Origin of the sequence: Pseudomonas petroselini, assembly GCF_045037875.1 — a bacterium.
GTDB lineage: Bacteria > Pseudomonadota > Gammaproteobacteria > Pseudomonadales > Pseudomonadaceae > Aquipseudomonas > Aquipseudomonas petroselini.
This window is the reverse complement of sequence record NZ_CP173614.1, coordinates 4,865,182-4,882,552: the sequence shown is the minus strand read 5'-3', so window position 1 is coordinate 4,882,552 and position 17,371 is coordinate 4,865,182. Positions and strand designations below refer to the sequence as shown.

Genomic DNA, 17,371 nt, shown 5'->3' with positions numbered 1-17,371 from the left:
TAATATGCTATTTCTTAATGATTAGCTTATAGCTGAAGGTAATTTATAACGGGTCTGAATAGTGTTAGACGTTATCGATCACAGGGTGGGCTATCCAGGCAGCCTTCCTGCAACTATGCTTCGCACACATCTTAATGACTGTTCTCTATGTGCGGCCCAAATGAAAATTGACGATATCGATGCCTTTGTCGAAGTGATTCGTTGCCAGTCCATCAGCCATGCCGCCGAGTCGTTGCAACTGACCCAGCCGGCCATCACCCGCCGTGTGCAGAACTTCGAGCAGGCGCTGGGCGTGGAGCTGTTCGACCGCAATACCAAACCTCTCAAGCCTACGCTGATCGGCACTCGCGTCTACGAGCAGTGCCGGCTGATCCTGCGCGAGATGGATGCCCTGCGCGAGCTGGTGGCCACCGACGCGCCGCCTACCGGCGTGTTACGCCTGGGCGTGCCGCAGACCATCGGCGATGTGGTGCTGTTGGACGCGCTCAAGCACCTGCGTACCGAATACCCTGAACTGCGTGCCCAGGTCGCCACCGGCTGGGGCAGCCAACTGGTGGGCAAGATCGAGCGCGGCGAGCTGGATGCGGCGGCGGCGTTGTTCCCGGCGGGCAAGATCTTCCCGGATAACATCATCGGCGAGTCCATCGGCAAGATGGAACTGGTGGTGGTGTGCGCCAAATCCCAGCTGCCGAAAAAGCCGAGCAAGCTGGCGGACGTCTACCAGAACGGTTGGATCCTCAACCCGGACGGCTGCGGTTTCCGTGCCGGTTTACAGCGTACCTTGTCCGATCAAGGCCTGGCCCTGCGGGTGAACCTGGAAACCTTTGGCACCGAGCTGCAACTGGGTTTGGTGGCGGACGGCCTGGGCTTGGGCCTGGTGCCTCGGCCACTGTTGGAACGCAGCGCGCATCGCGAGCAATTGGCGGTGATGCCGCTCAAGGACTTCAAGCCGGTCATGGATCTGTGGCTGATCTACCCGCACTTCCTCGGCAACCTGCAGGGCCCGGTGGATGCGTTTGGCAAGTGGGTGGCGGCGTCGTTGCACAAGATCAAGGACGCTGCCTGATATGAAAAAAAATAATAATTAGCTTAGATTAAAATGTGCTTTTTATTATTTTTTTGCATCCCCTAGGCTTGCCTGGAAGTCCTTAAGGCCATCCAGGAAGTTTTGCCATGAGCAGCGTCACCTCGATTTCCAGCGTTTTCAACAATGTTCGCCAACGCGTCACTCCGGAAGAATGGGAAGTGCGCGTCAAACTGGCCGCCGCTTATCGCCTCGCGGCCTTGTACAAGTGGACCGACCACATCTATACCCACTTCTCCGCCCGCGTGCCGGGCCCCGAGGAGCATTTCCTGATCAACGCCTTCGGCCTGTTGTTCGACGAAATCAGCGCCTCCAACCTGGTCAAGGTCGACCTCGACGGCACGATCGTCGATGATCCTACCGGCCTGGGCATCAACTACGCCGGTTATGTGATCCACAGCGCCATCCACGGCGCACGCCACGACCTGCAAGCGGTGCTGCACACCCACACCCGCGACGGTATCGCGGTGTCGGCGCAAAAAGACGGGCTGTTGCCGATCTCCCAGCATTCCATCGGTTTTTCCGGGCGGGTGGCGTACCACGGCTATGAAGGCATTGCCCTCGACCTGGATGAGCGCGAGCGGTTGGTGGCGGACCTGGGCGACAAGAGTGTGATGATCCTGCGTAACCACGGCTTGTTGACTGCCGGTGTCAGCGTAGAACACGCGTTCCAGCAACTGCAGCAGTTGGAGCGCGCGTGCACTATCCAGGTCGCGGCGCAGGCGGCGGGGAATGCGGAGTTGATCTTCCCGCCGAAGGAAGTGGTGGAGAAAGTCGAGCAGCAGGCCAAGGCGCATTCGACGGGTGAAGGCCCAGGGGGGGCGCGGCATTGGAATGCGTTGATTCGGCAGTTGGAGCGTAGCGATACCGACTATAAAAACTGATCTTAATGTGGGAGGGGGCAAGCCCCTTCCACCTTGGGTTTTGTGTTGTTCTCAGGCTACCTGCTTGGCCTGCTCGCGTTCTGCGATGAGTTGGCGGGTGAGGGGGATCAAGCGCTTGCCGTAGTCGATCGCATCATTGAGCGGATCAAACCCACGAATCAGGAACGTGGTAATCCCCAGGTCGTAGTAATCCACCAGTGCTTCCGCGACTTGCTCAGCGGTGCCCACCAACGAGGTGGAGTTGCCTTGCGCGCCCAGCAAACCGGCAATCCCGGTCCACAGGCGCTTATCCAGCCGCGAGCCCTGCGCCGCTGCCGCAAGCAACCGACGCGAGCCTTCGTTCGGCGGTTCGCGTCGTACAAAACCATTCTTCTCGGCCAGCGCCGTGGCCTGCTGCAGGATGCTGTCGGCACGTGCCCAGGCCAACGCTTCGGTCTCGGCGAGGATCGGTCGCAACGACAAACTGAAGCGAATCGTGCGCCCATGCTTGGCGGCTTCGGCGCGTACCTGGGTCACGATTTCACGCACTTGCTCGTAAGTTTCGCCCCACAGCGCGTAGACGTCGGCATGCTTGCCCGCCACTTCGATCGCGGCCTTGGAGGCGCCGCCGAAATACAACGGGATGTGCGGTTGCTGCGGCGATTTAACGGTGGAGTGCGCCCCTTCGACCTGGTAGTAGGTGCCGTCAAAATCAAAAGGCTGTTCGCTGGTCCATTCCTGGCGCACCACGCTGAGGTATTCGTCGGTGCGCGCGTAGCGTTCGTCCTTGCCGATATGGCTGCCGTCGGCACGCAGTTCGCGGTCGTCGCCACCGGTGATGATGTGCACGGCGGTGCGCCCGCCGTTGAACACGTCGAGTGTGGTGAACTGGCGCGCGGCCAGGGTGGGCTGGGTGAAACCGGGGCGGTGGGCGATGAGGAATTGCAGCTTCTTGGTCACGCTGGCGGCGTGGGAGGCGATCAGCGTGCTGTCCGGGCTGTTGGAATGGAAGGCCACCAAGGCACGATCGAAACTGGCGTCTTCGTGGGCGCGGGCCACGGTCTCAACGTAGTCGGGTTGCAGGGTAGGGCCGCTGCGTGGATGGATTTCGGAAGCGTGATGGCCGCCGATGTAGCCGATGAATTCAATGCTCATGGTCTGTCCTTATCTGGGGCGTGGTCTCTTGCGGGATGGGCACCTCCACCGGGCAGGGGGTCGGATATTCATGTCAAAAGTAGGGGCAGGGACGGCGCCTGTAAAATGCCGTTTGGTTCTAACCTAATTATTAAAAAAAATAGTATTAAGCTTTAGCTGTATCAGGAAAATGCATTTTAGCCTGAGCCCTCGCCGGGCTTTCAGCACCATCCTGACCGTAGATAACGTTGTAATTTCCCCGATGCTCAGGTCTGATGGGCGCCGAAAGGGGCACGTCGATGGTTGGGGAATGATGCGCGCAGAACTTGCACACTATGGCGGCATTACCGTCATGATTCCGGCCGCCATCATCATTGCGGTGTGGCTGAGGTATTCGAACCCATGGGCCCTTCGCGCCTGGGTCATCACCGTCGGCGTTAGTTATTCGATTGTCGCGTTCAGTAAGTTGCTGTTCAAAGGCTGGGGTTTGTCGTTTGAGCCTTTGGACATTGCCGTATTAAGTGGGCATGCCATGAACACGACCCTGATGATCACGGTGGCAGCGAGTCTGATTGCGCGCCAGTTCAATCCGCGATTACGCTGGCCGGCGGCGGGGGTGGGGTTAATGGCCAGTGCCTGGTTCAGTGCGTATTGTGTTGCGCCTTACATCCATCCGCTGAACGAAGCATTGGCCGGTGCCACGCTGGGGGCTGTGGCGGCCATGGCGTTTCTGTGGCGAATCGAGCCCGTTGACGTCAAGGTTTCCCCGGCCTACATCGGTGCCGGCCTGGCAGCCTTGCTGGTGTGCGCCATGGCGCCCAAGTACAACGCCGAGTTGTTGCTCAACCGCGTGGCAATCACCCTCTCAGGTGCCGAACGCGCCCATCAAGAGCCTTCCTGGCGACTGGAAGCGGCGCACAGCAGGGCCGAGTAAGTCACCAGGTCCAGCGCCCGGTTGCTTTCCACCATCAGCTCCAATAACACCGTCTGCGCGTTGAAGCGCTGCACATCCCCGCGACGCCGCGCCTCGATCATCTGCTTGAACAGCGTATGGGTGATCTGCTGCGGCGAACTGCCCTGCAGCTGTTCCAGCCAACGGCCGATCGCCAGGGTATTGCGCCGGTACTGCGTGCCCACCGCCGGCTCGGCGAAACCTTCAAACATCCCCGTGAGCTTTCTCAGCGCGTAGCTGCGTATGACATCGTCCAATAGGCTCATGGCCGCTCCTCAGTGCCGGAGATATTCGCCAGCAATTCGGCGGTCTTGACCTGCATGAACTGGCTGTCGCCACGACTTTCCACGCACAGGCACACCGACGCCGCATCACTGACCTGCAACTTGAAACGCCAATCGGCAAACACCATCGACAGCCCAGAGCCGGACTCGTCGCTGTCCAGGGAGTTATCGGCATACAACACCTGCATGCGCTCGACGACGCGGGTCGAGTTGTTCACTTCAACATGAATATTTCCCGAAGAAGGAAATAGGCCAATACGCTCTACCAATAACTTTGATGTGTTCATGGCCGTCCCTCGTTGTTGCTCTCAGGCGGCACTTTATTATGCGAAAAGGGAAAAGTAATGGAATGTTATTTTTAGTCGGTTAATACACTTTTGTTATTTTTCGTCTGTCTCGATGGGTAGTCGAAGTCGTGGGCTTGTGATCATAATCGCCTCGCTGCTTGAAGTAAGGTCATCCCTTTTACTACCGGGTTAATACAGTACGGCGCGTGGGAGGTTGCCTTGTTCAATAGGATTTTGATTGTGTGCGTCGGCAATATTTGTCGCAGCCCCACGGCAGAAAAGTTACTGCGCAACGCGCTTGCGTCCTCCGCCATAGAAGTGAGTTCGGCGGGGCTCGCCGCGTTGCGTGATAGTCCTTTGGAGCCCATGGCTTCACGGGTGCTTGCCGAGCACGGTCATGCGCCTGGCGTACACCGGGCGCGTCAACTGACGAGCGATGCGGTGAGTGACGCGGACCTTGTCCTGGTGATGGAACAGCGGCATATCGACGAGGTGCTCAGCCTCGCCCCGGAGGCGCGGGGCAAGGTGTTCCTGCTGGGTAAATGGCAATACAACCGAGAGATCATGGACCCTTATCGTCAAGGCAAGCCGGCCTTTGTTCACGCGTATGCGTTGATAGAACAAGCCACTCAGGCATGGGCACAACGCTTAGTTAGTTAAGTGTGCGTGGAGGCGGTTGGATACTCTAAGGGATCCGTTGGCGTTGAATAGTTAGGAATATTGTTGGGCAGGCTCGAGTGAGAGTTTGTGTATTGAGTGAAGCCGTTAAACGTGCATGGAGCCGGGCGTCTTGCACCCTGTGCCATTCCTTGACTATTGGTTAGAAAAAAGAACTGACTTATGCAATCAGCACCCGCAATAGCGTCGCACAACGGCGAAGAAACTGATCTCGACTTCATGCTGTTGTTGGGCACTTTACTGGACCATAAGTGGCTGATCGGTGGCATCAGTATTGCGTTTATGGCGCTGGGGGCGGCCTACGCCGTGTTGACGCCTCCTATTTACCAGGCGACTGCGCTGGTTCAGGTGGAGCCGAAGAAAAGCGACATGCTGGGTTTTTCTGACGTCGGCAGCCTGCTCGGCAAGGAGTCGCCCACGGTCACGGAAGTCGAACTGATCCGTTCGCGAATTACCATTGGCACCGCTGTCGACAACCTCAATCTCGATCTTGAAGTGAAGCCCAAGCGCTTTCCATTGATCGGCGACTTCATGGCTCGGCGCTTCAAACCCGCGCAGGCGCAGGCGGTCGCCAGCCCATGGCTCGGACTGTCCAGCTACGGCTGGGGCGGCGAAGAGCTGAGATTTTCGCAGTTGCACCTGCCTGCCGATCTGTTGGGCCAGGCACTGACCCTGACGGCCGGTAGCGGCGACAGCTTTACCCTGTCAGACCAGGACGACACGGTGTTGCTGACAGGGCAGGTGGGTCGTTATTACGAAAGCGATGGCATCAAGCTCAAGGTCGAGGTACTTCAAGCCAACCCTGGCGCGCAATTCAGCGTAATCCGTTCACCGCGGCTCACCAGCATTCTGCGCTACCAGAAGTTGCTCGATGTGGCGGAGCGCGGCAAGGAATCGGGAATTATCGGCCTGGCGCTGGAAAGCACCCGGCCTGCGGCGGCCATTCAAGTGCTCAATGAGGTGGCGCGTATCTATGTGCGCCAGAATATCGACCGCACGTCCGCAGAGGCTGCCCAGAGCCTGGCCTTTCTCAAGGATCAGTTGCCGCAGGTACGCAAGGATGTCGAGCAGGCTGAGACAGCGCTGAATAAGTTTCAGATCCGCAACAAAACCATCGATATCAGCCTCGAGGCCAAGGCGATTCTTGACCAGATCGTCGCACTGGACGCGAGCATCTCGGAACTCAAGATGCAGCAGGCCGAGATCGAACGAAAATTCACCCCCCAGCACCCGGTGTATCGGGCACTCCTGACACAATTGGCAGAGCTCACTGCACGTCAGAATGAGCTGGCCAAGAAGGTTGAGAGCCTGCCCACCACTCAGCAAGAGCTGCTGAGCCTGACCCGAGACCTGAAAGTCAGCACCGAGATCTACACGCAGTTACTGAACAAATATCAGGAATTGGATGTGATGCGCGCCGGCACGGTCGGCAATGTGCGCCTGATCGACACGGCCGATGTCGACTTGAGGAACCCGATCAGGCCGCAAAAAGCCTTGATTATCGTGATCGCCACGCTGCTCGGTGCCTTTGTCGCGATTGCACTGGTGCTGTTTCGCAAAGCGCTCAACCGCGGCGTATCCAACCCCAATGAACTGGAAAAACTCGGCTTGCCGGTCTACGCAGCCATCCCGTTCAGTGCGATTCAGAAAGACATGGACCAGAAGCTCGTTCGTACCGGCAAGCCCGGTGCTACGCAGTTGCTTGCGCTCAGCAATCCCACGGACCTTGCCATTGAAGGGCTGCGCAGCCTGCGCACGAGTCTGCATTTCGCCATGTTGGAAGCCGGTAACAACCGCCTGATGATTTCCGGGCCCAGCCCGCAGGTTGGCAAGACCTTCGTCTCGTCGAACCTGGCAGCGGTGGTGGCTCATTCGGGACAGCGAGTGCTGTTGGTGGATGTGGACATGCGCAAAGGCTACTTGCACAAGGTCTTTGGTATTCCGGCTGAGGACGGGCTGTCCGACCTCTTGGCCAAACGCTGTGAGCTCGATGCCGTGATCCATCCAACGGAGGTGGAGAACCTTCACGTCCTTGCGCGTGGGCGGATACCCCCGAACCCATCGGAACTGCTGATGCATGCCAACTTCAGCGAATTCCTGGAGCACGTCAGCGCCCTGTATGACCTGGTGATCCTCGATACGCCACCGTTTCTCGCCGTCACCGATGCAACCATCGTCGGACGCCAATCCGGTACCAATTTGATCGTGGCCCGCTTCGAGCTGAACTCGGTGCGGGAGGTGGAATTGACGATGCGTCGTTATCAGCAGAATGGGATTGAGCTTAAAGGCGCGATTTTCAACGGCATTGAGAAACGCTCATCCGCCAAGTACGGGTACGGCGCCTACAGCTATTACAACTACGAGTACACCTCAGACAGCGTTTGATCTTGGATGGCAGGCAATTGCAGTCCAACGCGCAGCACGTCTACCACTGGCCGCAGGTTCAAAGAGAAACGCTATGAAAGTCACCGTTTTTGGCATTGGTTATGTGGGGCTGGTCCAGGGGGCGGTACTCGCTGAAGTCGGTCACGACGTGCTGTGTGTCGATATCGATGCGCATCGGGTCGAACGCCTCAAGCAGGGGCACATCCCGATTTATGAGCCAGGCCTGGAGACCCTTGTCAGGGAAAACCATGCGGCCGGTCGCTTGAATTTCACCACCGACGCCGTGGCTGCGGTCAAGCACGGCGAAGTGCAGTTTATCGCCGTGGGCACACCACCGGATGAAGACGGTTCGGCCGACTTGAAGTATGTGCTGACGGTGGCCGAGACCATCGGGCAGCATATGCAGGCCCCGCTGACCATCATCGACAAGTCCACGGTTCCCGTAGGTACGGCCGACAAAGTCAGTGCGCGCATTGCCGCCATGCTCGCCGTGCGTGAGCGCGCCGACTTGGCCTTTGACGTCGTGTCCAACCCGGAATTTCTCAAGGAAGGCTGCGCGGTGGCTGACTGCATCAGGCCGGACCGTATTGTCATCGGCACTGCCAGCCGGCATGCCGAAGCGGTGATGCGCGAGCTCTATGCGCCGTTCAATCGCAACCACGAAAAGATCATTGTGATGGACGTGCGCAGCGCTGAGTTGACCAAGTACGCCGCCAATTGCCTGCTCGCCACCAAGATCAGCTTCATGAACGAGATGGCCAACCTGGCCGAGAGATTGGGTGCCGACATCGAGATGGTACGTCAGGGGATCGGTTCCGATCCGCGTATCGGCTATCACTTTCTCTATGCGGGGGCGGGGTACGGCGGGTCGTGCTTCCCGAAGGATGTCCAGGCGCTGATCCAGACGGCCGAGACCATCGACTTCGATGCCACGCTGCTCAAGGCGGTGGAGCGGCGCAACGTTGAACAGAAACACAGCGTGTTCAACAAAATATCCACGCACTTCAACGGCGAGCTGGCGGGGAAGACATTCGCGCTCTGGGGGCTCAGTTTCAAGCCCAACACCGATGACATGCGCGAGGCGCCAAGCCGCGTATTGATGGAAGCCCTTTGGCGTGCGGGGGCCAAGGTGCAAGCCTTTGATCCGGAAGCCATGGAGGAAACCCAGCGCATTTATGGCGACCGCGATGACCTGCGCCTGTGCGGCACCAAGGAAGCTTGCCTGAAAGGCGCCGACGCTTTGCTGATCATCACCGAGTGGCAAGTCTTCAAGGCGCCGGATTTCACCGTGATCCAGCAGCAGCTCAAGCAGCCGCTGATCTTCGACGGGCGCAACTTGTTCGACCCCGCCAGTGTGCTGAAGAAAGGTATTCACTACGTATCCATCGGGCGACCTCTCAACTCGGTATAGGTCTTCCCATGAGCGTGCTTAAAAGAATCGTCAGCGGCATTGGCGCCAATTCGTTTGGCCAGGTGGTGAACCTGCTGATCCAGTTGGTGAGTGTCCCGGTGCTGATTGCCAGTTGGGGCTTTGGTGCCTACAGCGAGTGGGTTGTGCTGTCCGCGATTCCGACCTATCTGGCGCTGTCCGACCTGGGAGTGACCACGGCGGCATCGAGCAAGGTGGTGATCTGGCATGAACGAGGGCGGTTGAAGGTCGCGCGTGCGGTCTACAGCACCAGCTTTGCGTTTTTGCTGCTGGCGGGGCTCAGCGTGTTGTTGCTGGCCGTGGGGTCGCTGGCTTTTTTTGATCTGTTCAGCCTGCTCAATCTCACGTCGATCAGGAGCGGTGATGGGGTGCTGATCCTCTCGGCCCTGACGGGCTATTCGCTGCTTTGCCTGTTTACGAACATGATCTCGATCCGCTACCGGGCCTGTAAAGCCCTGCCATTGTCGTCATTCATCATGAACGTCATCCGCATGCTGGAGTGGTCGGCCGCCTTGTTGTGTGCCTACCTCACCCAGAGCCTGGTCGCCACCAGCCTGATGCTGCTGGGCGTGCGTTCGGTTGGCATCGTGAGCAAGAACCTGATCGCCAACCGATTGGGCGTCACCTTGGGTTTCAACCCGTCAGCGATCGGCAGGCGCGCGTTCGTGACCTTGATCAAACCGTCACTTGCGTCGCTGGCCTTTCCCATTGGTCTGGCGCTGAACGTGCAGGGGCTGATCATTCTGTTGTCGGTGCTGCTGTCTCCGGCCCACGCGGCGATATTCGGCTTGTACCGGACCATTTCGCGGGTGCTGGTGCAGTTCTCGACGGTGGTGAACCAGTCCCTCTGGCCGGAAATTTCCTATGCATTCTCCATCGGTGACAACCAGTTGGTCAGGAAAATGATCCGGTATGCCTTGAAATTCTCATTGCCCATTGCGTGTGTGATGGGTGCGTTGGTGGTGCTATTTGGCGGGACGATTTTTGATCTGTGGTCGGGCCGCAAAGACGACTACTCCTCCAGCATCATGCTGGTGCTGATTATCGGTGCGCTGACCCACGTGGCCTGGCAGGTCTATTGGGTCGCCTTGATGGCGACGGCGTCCTATTCGTCATTTGCCGTGGTGTTCATGCTGGTGTCGGTCGCCAGCAGCCTGGCGGTATTTTGCCTGGCGCCAGACTATGGGTTGCTCGGCGTCTGCTATGTGCTGGTCGCTACCGAAGGGGTGCTGTTCTGCTTCGCCAAGCGCGGTTTTCATCGTCTCGAAAGGAGGATGGCCCGTGCTGATTAATCACCTGGTCCACCATCGATTGAAAGTCAGCCTGCTGAAGCCGGCTGGGCTCAAGTACCTGGCCAAGCGCTTACTGCTGCTGGGCCGATTGCTCAAGGCTCATCACCTTCAACGTGCCTTGCGCCGACAGGGCGCCACCCTGGGATCGTTGGTGATGATCAACGCGGTGGAGTTCGAAGGTGCCGTGGCGCGTTTCAGCGTCGGCACCGGCAGCTTTATTGGCAAGCGCACGTTTATCCAATTGCATGCACCCGTCCGGGTCGGGGCGCATGTGGCGATTAATGAGGGGGTGCGGATCCTGACGGGCACCCATGACCTGGACGATCCCGCGTGGCGGCTGAAGGTGGCACCCGTTGTGATCGGCGATTACGCATGGATCGCCACCGACGCGATGATCCTGCCCGGGGTGACGATTGGCGAAGGTGCCGTCGTAGGCGCGGGCAGTGTGGTCGGCCGCAATGTGGAGCCGTACACCGTCGTGGCGGGTAATCCGGCGCGGGTCATCCGCTTGCGTGCGACGCGTACGTTTACCTACAGCCCGGTCCGGTCAAGTGCTGTCGTCGAAGCCTGGATGGGCAAATAAGATGATCCTGGTCGCTCATCCCGTCGGTAATCAGAATGTCCGTGCATTGCTACGCGCCTTGAATCAACGGCAGCTGCTGCATTCCTTTCATACCTCGTTGGCCCTGCATAAGGACTCGTTGCTCTGCCGCCTACCGGTCGTGGGCAAGGAGTGTTTGCGGCGCACGTTTGATCAGGTCGACGGCGCTTTGCTGCACAGCTACCCGCGCTACGATGTGCCGCGCGTACTCTGCGACAAGCTGAAGTGGTACCGCTTCACGCAGCGCAACATCGGAATATTTTGCCCGGAAAATGTGTACAACCACATTGACCAGGCCAGCGCCAACTTCCTGCACAGGGCACCGCGCAAACCCAGCCAGGTGTACGGTTATGACGGCAAGTGCCTGGGCCTGTTCAGCGCGGCTCGGGACATTGGAGGCATCGCCCTCAATTATGAGGCCGCCTTCGGCTCTATCGCCTACGCGTGCAGGGTGCTTGACCATGAGCGCGAGGCCAACCCGGCCTGGCGGGCAAGCATTCCGAACATCAGTGACGACACGGTACGCAAACAGACCGCTGAGCTGGCGTTGGCGGACCGCATCATTGTGGCGAGCACGTTTGCCAAGCGAACCTTGGGTGATTACGGCATTGCCGCCGACAAAGTTGCGATAACACCCTACGGTGCCCCGGCGCCGATGCTGCGCCATGAGGTGAATGCCCGGCAAGGTGCGCGGTTGAAAGTGATTTATGTCGGTGCGCTGACCCAGCAAAAGGGCATCTCGTATTTTTTCGACGCACTGAGCCTTGCCGCGAGCAGCGTTGCCCTGGATGTCACCGTGATCGGCGCAGACTACGCCAACGGTCGCAACCAGGCGCTCAATAGTGAACTGAAGAAGTACCAGTGGTTCAGTTCTGCGTCCCACGATGAGGTCATCCGGCACTTGCAGGAGGCGGATGTACTGGTCCTGCCGTCACTCGCCGAAGCGTTCGGCCTGGTCGTCGGTGAAGCGCTGTCCATGGGGACGGCGGTCATCGTGTCGCAGAACTGTGGCGCGGCGGACCTGGTCGTCGATGGCGTCAATGGTTATGTGGTGCCGATCCGGTCCGCCGAAGCCATCGCCCACCGTCTGGTGGAGCTGGCGCAGGACAAGGAAAAACTCAACGGGTTGAAGCGCAACGCGGTGTTGTCTGCCGGCGGTACGACGTGGGAGAGCTACGCCAAGGGGGTGATGGATGCAATCCTTTGCCAGTCCTGACACGGTCAGCCTGCGTGAGCGCTACCGGGTCCGTGTGGTCAGTGCGTTCGTGCTCATCTACCTGTTCATCCTGTTCGAAGGGATCTTGCGCAAGTGGGTGATGCCGGGCCTCAGCTCGGCCATCTATTTCATCAAGGACCCGATCGTCCTTTACATCTATTGGTGCGCCTACCGGTTCGGCTTTTTCTCGAAAAACCTGGTGTCGGCTTACTTCGTCGTGCTGGTGCTGGTGTTCTTCGTACTGGTGTCGGCGTTTTTGTTGACCCGTCCCGAAGGCTTCGTCATCTACGGGTATGGCGTGCGCAATTACCTGCTGTATTTCCCGCTGATATTTGTCGCCGGCAAGACGATCAGGCTGACGGATGTTTACCGTTTTGCCCGGATCACATTGTTCGCGGCGATCCCGATCAGCGTGCTGGTGGTGCTGCAATATTCGTCCGGGCCACAGGCTTACGTGAACAAGGGCATTGGCGATGATGACTTCATCTTCATGATTGCCGACGGCGTCGTCAGGCCTTACGGCACCTTTACCTTTACCGCCGGGCACGTGGTGTATGTGTCGGCGTGCTTTGCGTTCCTGGTGGCGGCGATCTTTGACAAGGCCTTGTTCCGTGCGGTGTTCGCGCGGCGTTATGTGCTCTTCGGCGTGTCGGCGGCTTCGGTGGCGGTGATGTGCTTCCTCACGGGGTCCAGGGCCATCTATGCGTACGCGGCAATTGTGCTGCTGGCCGCGCTGATGGTCGCCTTGATCAAGAAGTCGCAACGTAACCTGCTGTCGTTGTTTTTCCTGGCTGCTGCGTTATTCGTCAGCCTGCTGATCTTCATGTCCACCGACAGCTACCAGGTGCTGGTGGAGCGAAACCGCAGCGCGGTTGCCAGCGAAGGCTCGCCGGTCACTCGCGCGTTCTCCAGCCTGTATGCCTTCACCCGTGTGGTCGACGACGCACCCCTGTGGGGGCATGGCATTGGTTCAGGCACCAACGCGGCTTCGACAATCCTGCGCGCAGGGCGAGAGCAGGGCGCGGGGTTTCTATTGGCCGAAGATGAATGGTCACGAATCGTGCTCGAAATGGGCCTTCCCGCAGGGCTGATGTTCATCCTGTTCAGGGTATTCGTCCTGCTCTGGCTGCTGCTCAGGTCCTACAAGGCGTTGGTCAGGCAAGGCACGGGTGTCCCGTTGCTGCTGTGCGGCTTCCTGGCGCCGATTTTGTTCAACGGGGTAATGACCATGCAGGGCACGTTCCTGGCGTTTGGCGTGCTCTACGCCTGCCTGATCCTCGCGGCCTGCAAGAAAACCTGAATCAACTCAACGCATCAGCGGACGACAGCACTTGAAGTTACTTAGAATCATCTCTTCGGTTAAACCGGAAAAAGGCGGGCCCATCAACGCGGCTCGGGAAATCGACACGCTGCTCACCCAGGACGGGCATCGCGTGGATGTGCTGACGCTGGACGGCGCGTTCGCTGTCGACTATCCCGGCACCGTGCATTTCATGGGGCCAAGCCGGTTTGGGTACGGGCTGAACGGCAACATTCGCCCATGGCTGGAACAGCACGCGCGTGACTATGATTTTTTCATCATCAACGGTCTGTGGCAGTACCACGGCTTTGTTGCCCGCCAGGTGCTTAACAAGCTGGGCCGACCGTACATCGTGTACACCCACGGCATGCTGGATCCCTGGTTCAAGCACGCTTACCCACTCAAGCATTTGAAGAAATGGTTGTACTGGCCGTGGGGCGAATACCGGGTGCTGCGGGATGCGCGGCGCGTGGTGTTCACCAGTGAAGAAGAGCGGATCCGTGCACGCGAGTCGTTTTGGCTCTATCGCGCCAACGAAACGATTACGGCCTACGGTACTTCCAGCCCACCGCTCGACGATGCGCGCCTTGCGCACGACTTCGTCACTGAGCATCCGCAGCTCAAGGGCAAGCGGGTGGTGTTGTTCCTGAGCCGTATTCACGAGAAAAAGGGCTGCGATCACCTGTTGCAGGCCTTTGCTCAGGTGGCCGGGCAGGACGCGCGTTTGCACTTGGTGATGGCTGGCCCTGACCAAGGGGGTTGGGTGCAGGCGCTGCAGGCGCAGGCTGTGCAATTGGGTATCGCTGATCGCGTAACGTGGCCCGGCATGCTGCAGGGCGCTGCGAAGTGGGGCGCGTTCTACGCCGCCGAGGTGTTTTGCCTGCCTTCGCACCAGGAGAATTTCGGCGTGGTCGTGGCTGAGGCGCTGGCGTGCGGCAAGCCCGTGCTGATCAGTAACAAGGTGAATATCTGGCGTGAAATCGAGAAAGACGCCGTAGGGTTTGTCAGCGACGACACGGCGGCGGGCGCCCTGCAAAACCTGCAACGCTGGTTGCAGCTGGATGCGCCCGGTTACGCGCAGATGTCCCAGCGAGCCAAGGTGTGTTTTACCGAGCGCTTCCATATCCGGCGGGGCGCACAGCGTCTGCTGGAGATAGTGCGGGAGTGTTTCCCATGATTCTCCAAGGTAATGATCCGCATCGCTCACCGTCATTCTCCCTGGGCCATCGGTTGCGCCGTCAGGTCTGGAACATGGTGTATGTGTTGCTGTTTCGCACCAGCCCACGCCCGTGTCATGCCTGGAGGGCCTTCCTGCTCAGGTTGTTCGGCGCACGGCTGGGCAAGGGGGTGCACGTGTATCCACGGGCAAAGGTCTGGGCACCCTGGAATCTGGAGCTGGGTGACCATGTCGGTATTGCCGACGGCACCACCCTGTACAACATGGCGTTGATTCGCATCGGGCGCTACAGCGTGATTTCCCAGGGGGCCCATTTATGTGGCGGCTCCCACGACTACAACAGCAAGAACTTTCAGCTGTATGCAAAACCCATCGTGCTGGGGGACCACGTGTGGGTGTGTGCCGAGGCGTTTATCACCTTGGGTGTCAGTGTGGCGGATGGCGTGGTGGTGGGGGCTCGCACCTTGGTGATCAAGAGCATCGTGCAGCCATGGACCGTGCACGCCGGGCATCCGGCCCGGCAAATCGGCGAGCGTACCCAGCACCTTCAGGCGGTGATCCCATGAACCGTGAAACCATCAGCGTCATCATCCTCACCTACAACGAAAGCCTGCACATCGCCCGGGCCATCGACTCGGTGCGCGCCTTCAGTGATGAAGTGCTGGTGGTGGATTCATTCTCCAGCGACGACACCTGCGACATCGCCCGCCGCCACGGCGCGCGGGTGGTGCAGCACGCGTTCATCAACCAGGCCAAGCAGTTCCAGTGGGCGTTGGACAACTTACCGATCACCGGCAACTGGACGATGCGCCTGGACGCCGACGAAATCATCGAGGCCGACCTTGCCGCCGCGATCAATTCCCGCCTGTCGACGTTGGCCAGCGACATCACCGGCATCAACTTCAAGCGCAAGCATATTTTCATGGGCCGCTGGGTGCGCCATGGCGGCCGCTACCCCCTGAAGATGCTGCGGCTGTGGCGCACGGGCCTGGGGCGCATGGAAGACCGTTGGATGGACGAGCACATCTCGGTGGCCGAGGGCCGCACCATCACGCTGGAAGGCGGGTTTGCCGACCATAACCTGCATGACCTGACCTTCTTCACCCACAAGCACAACCAGTACGCCACCCGCGAAGCCATTGAAGTGCTCAACGCACGGCTCGGGTTGTTCGCGATCCGCGATGAAGTGCATACGGGGCAGAGTTCGTTCCAGGCCAAGGCCAAGCGGCTGATCAAGAACCGCCTGTATAACCGCGTGCCGTTCACCCTGAGCTCGACGGCGTATTTCTTGTGGCGCTACATCATTCAACTGGGGTTTCTCGATGGCCGCAGCGGCCTGGTCTATCACCTGCTCCAGGGTTACTGGTACCGCTTTCTGGTGGGCGCGAAAGTGCTCGAACTGGAAACCGCGATTGCGCATTTAAACGATAAGGAAGCCATTGTCCGCGAACTTTCAAAGTTGACCGGACATAACTTGAACCTGCCCACACCGAAGTAACTGACCGTTTTTAACAAACACCCAAGTTTGGGTGTCGGCCTTCGCTCGCCTATCAATCGGGAGACAGACATGAACAAAGTCGCGCTTATTACCGGGATTACCGGTCAGGATGGCTCGTACCTGGCGGAACTGCTGCTGGAAAAAGGCTATACCGTGCACGGTCTCAAGCGACGTTCATCGTCGTTCAATACCCAGCGCATCGATCACATTTATCAGGACCCCCAGGCCCTGCATAAAAACCTGATCCTGCACTACGGCGACCTGGCCGATTCGTCCAACCTGACGCGCATCATCCAGCAGATCCAGCCCGACGAAATCTACAATCTCGGCGCGCAATCCCATGTGGCCGTGAGCTTTGATTCGCCGGAATACACCGCTGATGTGGATGCCTTGGGCACCCTGCGCATCCTCGAAGCGATCCGCCTGCTGGGCCTGGAAAAGAAGACCCGGTTCTACCAGGCTTCGACCTCCGAGTTATACGGCCTGGTACAGGAAACCCCGCAAAAGGAAACCACGCCGTTCTACCCGCGCTCGCCCTATGCGGTGGCCAAGCTGTACGCCTACTGGATCACCGTGAACTTCCGCGAGGCCTACGGCCTGTATGCCTGCAACGGCATCCTGTTCAACCACGAGTCGCCGCGCCGTGGTGAAACCTTCGTGACACGCAAGATCACCCGTGCGCTGACTAACATCGCCTTGGGTCTGGAACAGTGCCTGTACATGGGCAACATGGATGCCTTGCGTGACTGGGGCCACGCCAAGGATTACGTGCGCATGCAGTGGATGATGCTGCAGCAGGACCGCCCGGAAGACTTTGTGATTGCCACCGGCGTGCAGTATTCGGTGCGCGACTTTATTCGCTGGTCGGCGGCGGAGTTGGGGCTGCAGTTACGTTTTGTCGGCGAAGGCGTGGAGGAGGTGGCGGTGGTCGAGCAGATCGATGGCGACCTGGCCCCTGGCATCCTGGTGGGGGATGTGATTGTGCGGGTGGACCCGCGTTATTTCCGCCCAGCAGAGGTGGAGACGCTGCTCGGCGACCCGTCCAAGGCCAAGCGTTCTTTAGGTTGGGTGCCTGAGATCAGTGCGCAGGAAATGTGTGCCGAAATGGTCCGCGAAGACCTCAAGGTCGCCCAGCGTCACGCCCTGTTGCGCCTGCATGGGCACGACGCACCGATTGCCGTGGAGAACTGA

The 17,371-nt window shown here is 59.1% G+C and carries 17 protein-coding genes; 14 read left to right on the top strand and 3 right to left on the bottom strand.

All coding sequences use genetic code 11. From position 1 onward, the window contains the following. Positions 1–160: 160 nt before the first annotated feature. Positions 161–1,066, top strand: coding sequence for a LysR family transcriptional regulator (locus ACI512_RS22335; RefSeq protein ID WP_236383791.1), 906 nt, complete (start codon positions 161–163; stop codon positions 1,064–1,066). A 107-nt stretch (positions 1,067–1,173) separates the two neighbouring features. After that, a complete protein-coding gene (locus ACI512_RS22330; protein ID WP_236383790.1) occupies positions 1,174–1,968 on the top strand; it encodes a class II aldolase/adducin family protein in 795 nt (264 codons plus the stop codon). Between the two features lie 51 nt (positions 1,969–2,019). On the opposite strand, the gene ACI512_RS22325 is transcribed toward ACI512_RS22330, so the two are convergent. Next, positions 2,020–3,102: an LLM class flavin-dependent oxidoreductase gene (locus ACI512_RS22325; RefSeq protein ID WP_405121343.1), complete on the bottom strand. Its 1,083-nt coding sequence runs from the start codon at positions 3,100–3,102 to the stop codon at positions 2,020–2,022. A gap of 292 nt (positions 3,103–3,394) precedes the next feature. Here ACI512_RS22325 and ACI512_RS22320 point away from each other — a divergent pair, with 292 nt between their 5' ends. Then, positions 3,395–4,015 carry a hypothetical protein gene (locus tag ACI512_RS22320; protein ID WP_375232525.1) on the top strand — a complete coding sequence of 207 codons (621 nt, stop codon included), beginning with the start codon at positions 3,395–3,397 and terminating at the stop codon, positions 4,013–4,015. Here the strand turns inward: ACI512_RS22320 and ACI512_RS22315 are convergent. Both ACI512_RS22315 and ACI512_RS22310 read right to left on the bottom strand, forming a co-directional pair. Beyond that, complete coding sequence (locus ACI512_RS22315) at positions 3,967–4,299, bottom strand: hypothetical protein (protein WP_012724826.1); 333 nt, start codon at positions 4,297–4,299, stop codon at positions 3,967–3,969. The genes ACI512_RS22320 and ACI512_RS22315 overlap by 49 nt on opposite strands. Then, entirely contained in the window at positions 4,296–4,604 is a 309-nt protein-coding gene (locus tag ACI512_RS22310; protein ID WP_224265927.1) for a phosphomannomutase, read from the bottom strand. Before ACI512_RS22310 ends, ACI512_RS22315 begins: the two co-directional genes overlap by 4 nt. Before the next feature lie 219 nt (positions 4,605–4,823). Here ACI512_RS22310 and ACI512_RS22305 point away from each other — a divergent pair, with 219 nt between their 5' ends. The 11 genes from ACI512_RS22305 (at position 4,824) to gmd (ending at position 17,371) form a co-directional block, all read left to right on the top strand. Further along, positions 4,824–5,264, top strand: coding sequence for a low molecular weight protein-tyrosine-phosphatase (locus tag ACI512_RS22305; protein WP_236383725.1), 441 nt, complete (start codon positions 4,824–4,826; stop codon positions 5,262–5,264). A gap of 180 nt (positions 5,265–5,444) precedes the next feature. After that, complete coding sequence (locus tag ACI512_RS22300; RefSeq protein ID WP_236383724.1) at positions 5,445–7,667, top strand: polysaccharide biosynthesis tyrosine autokinase; 2,223 nt, start codon at positions 5,445–5,447, stop codon at positions 7,665–7,667. Positions 7,668–7,740: 73 nt separating this feature from the next. Further along, the gene (locus ACI512_RS22295) at positions 7,741–9,078 is read left to right on the top strand and encodes a UDP-glucose/GDP-mannose dehydrogenase family protein (protein ID WP_012724823.1); all 1,338 of its coding nucleotides are present in this window, start codon (positions 7,741–7,743) and stop codon (positions 9,076–9,078) included. Between the two features lie 8 nt (positions 9,079–9,086). Then, positions 9,087–10,388 carry a lipopolysaccharide biosynthesis protein gene (locus ACI512_RS22290; RefSeq protein ID WP_236383024.1) on the top strand — a complete coding sequence of 434 codons (1,302 nt, stop codon included), beginning with the start codon at positions 9,087–9,089 and terminating at the stop codon, positions 10,386–10,388. Beyond that, positions 10,378–10,971, top strand: a complete 594-nt coding sequence (locus ACI512_RS22285) for an acyltransferase (RefSeq protein ID WP_329616782.1) — start codon at positions 10,378–10,380, stop codon at positions 10,969–10,971. Before ACI512_RS22290 ends, ACI512_RS22285 begins: the two co-directional genes overlap by 11 nt. A 1-nt stretch (position 10,972) precedes the next feature. Continuing rightward, a complete protein-coding gene (locus ACI512_RS22280) occupies positions 10,973–12,205 on the top strand; it encodes a glycosyltransferase family 4 protein (RefSeq protein ID WP_236383030.1) in 1,233 nt (410 codons plus the stop codon). Further along, positions 12,183–13,505: an O-antigen ligase gene (locus tag ACI512_RS22275; protein WP_012724819.1), complete on the top strand. Its 1,323-nt coding sequence runs from the start codon at positions 12,183–12,185 to the stop codon at positions 13,503–13,505. The genes ACI512_RS22280 and ACI512_RS22275 overlap by 23 nt, the downstream gene beginning before the upstream one ends. A gap of 31 nt (positions 13,506–13,536) precedes the next feature. Continuing rightward, positions 13,537–14,682 (top strand): glycosyltransferase, encoded by a 1,146-nt coding sequence (locus tag ACI512_RS22270; RefSeq protein ID WP_012724818.1) that lies wholly within the window; start codon positions 13,537–13,539, stop codon positions 14,680–14,682. After that, on the top strand, positions 14,679–15,248 hold the full coding sequence (locus ACI512_RS22265) for a putative colanic acid biosynthesis acetyltransferase (RefSeq protein ID WP_236383033.1): 570 nt from the start codon (positions 14,679–14,681) through the stop codon (positions 15,246–15,248). The genes ACI512_RS22270 and ACI512_RS22265 overlap by 4 nt, the downstream gene beginning before the upstream one ends. Continuing rightward, complete coding sequence (locus tag ACI512_RS22260; RefSeq protein WP_231807389.1) at positions 15,245–16,180, top strand: glycosyltransferase family 2 protein; 936 nt, start codon at positions 15,245–15,247, stop codon at positions 16,178–16,180. The genes ACI512_RS22265 and ACI512_RS22260 overlap by 4 nt, the downstream gene beginning before the upstream one ends. Before the next feature lie 69 nt (positions 16,181–16,249). Beyond that, on the top strand, positions 16,250–17,371 hold the full coding sequence (gmd, locus tag ACI512_RS22255) for a GDP-mannose 4,6-dehydratase (protein WP_012724815.1): 1,122 nt from the start codon (positions 16,250–16,252) through the stop codon (positions 17,369–17,371).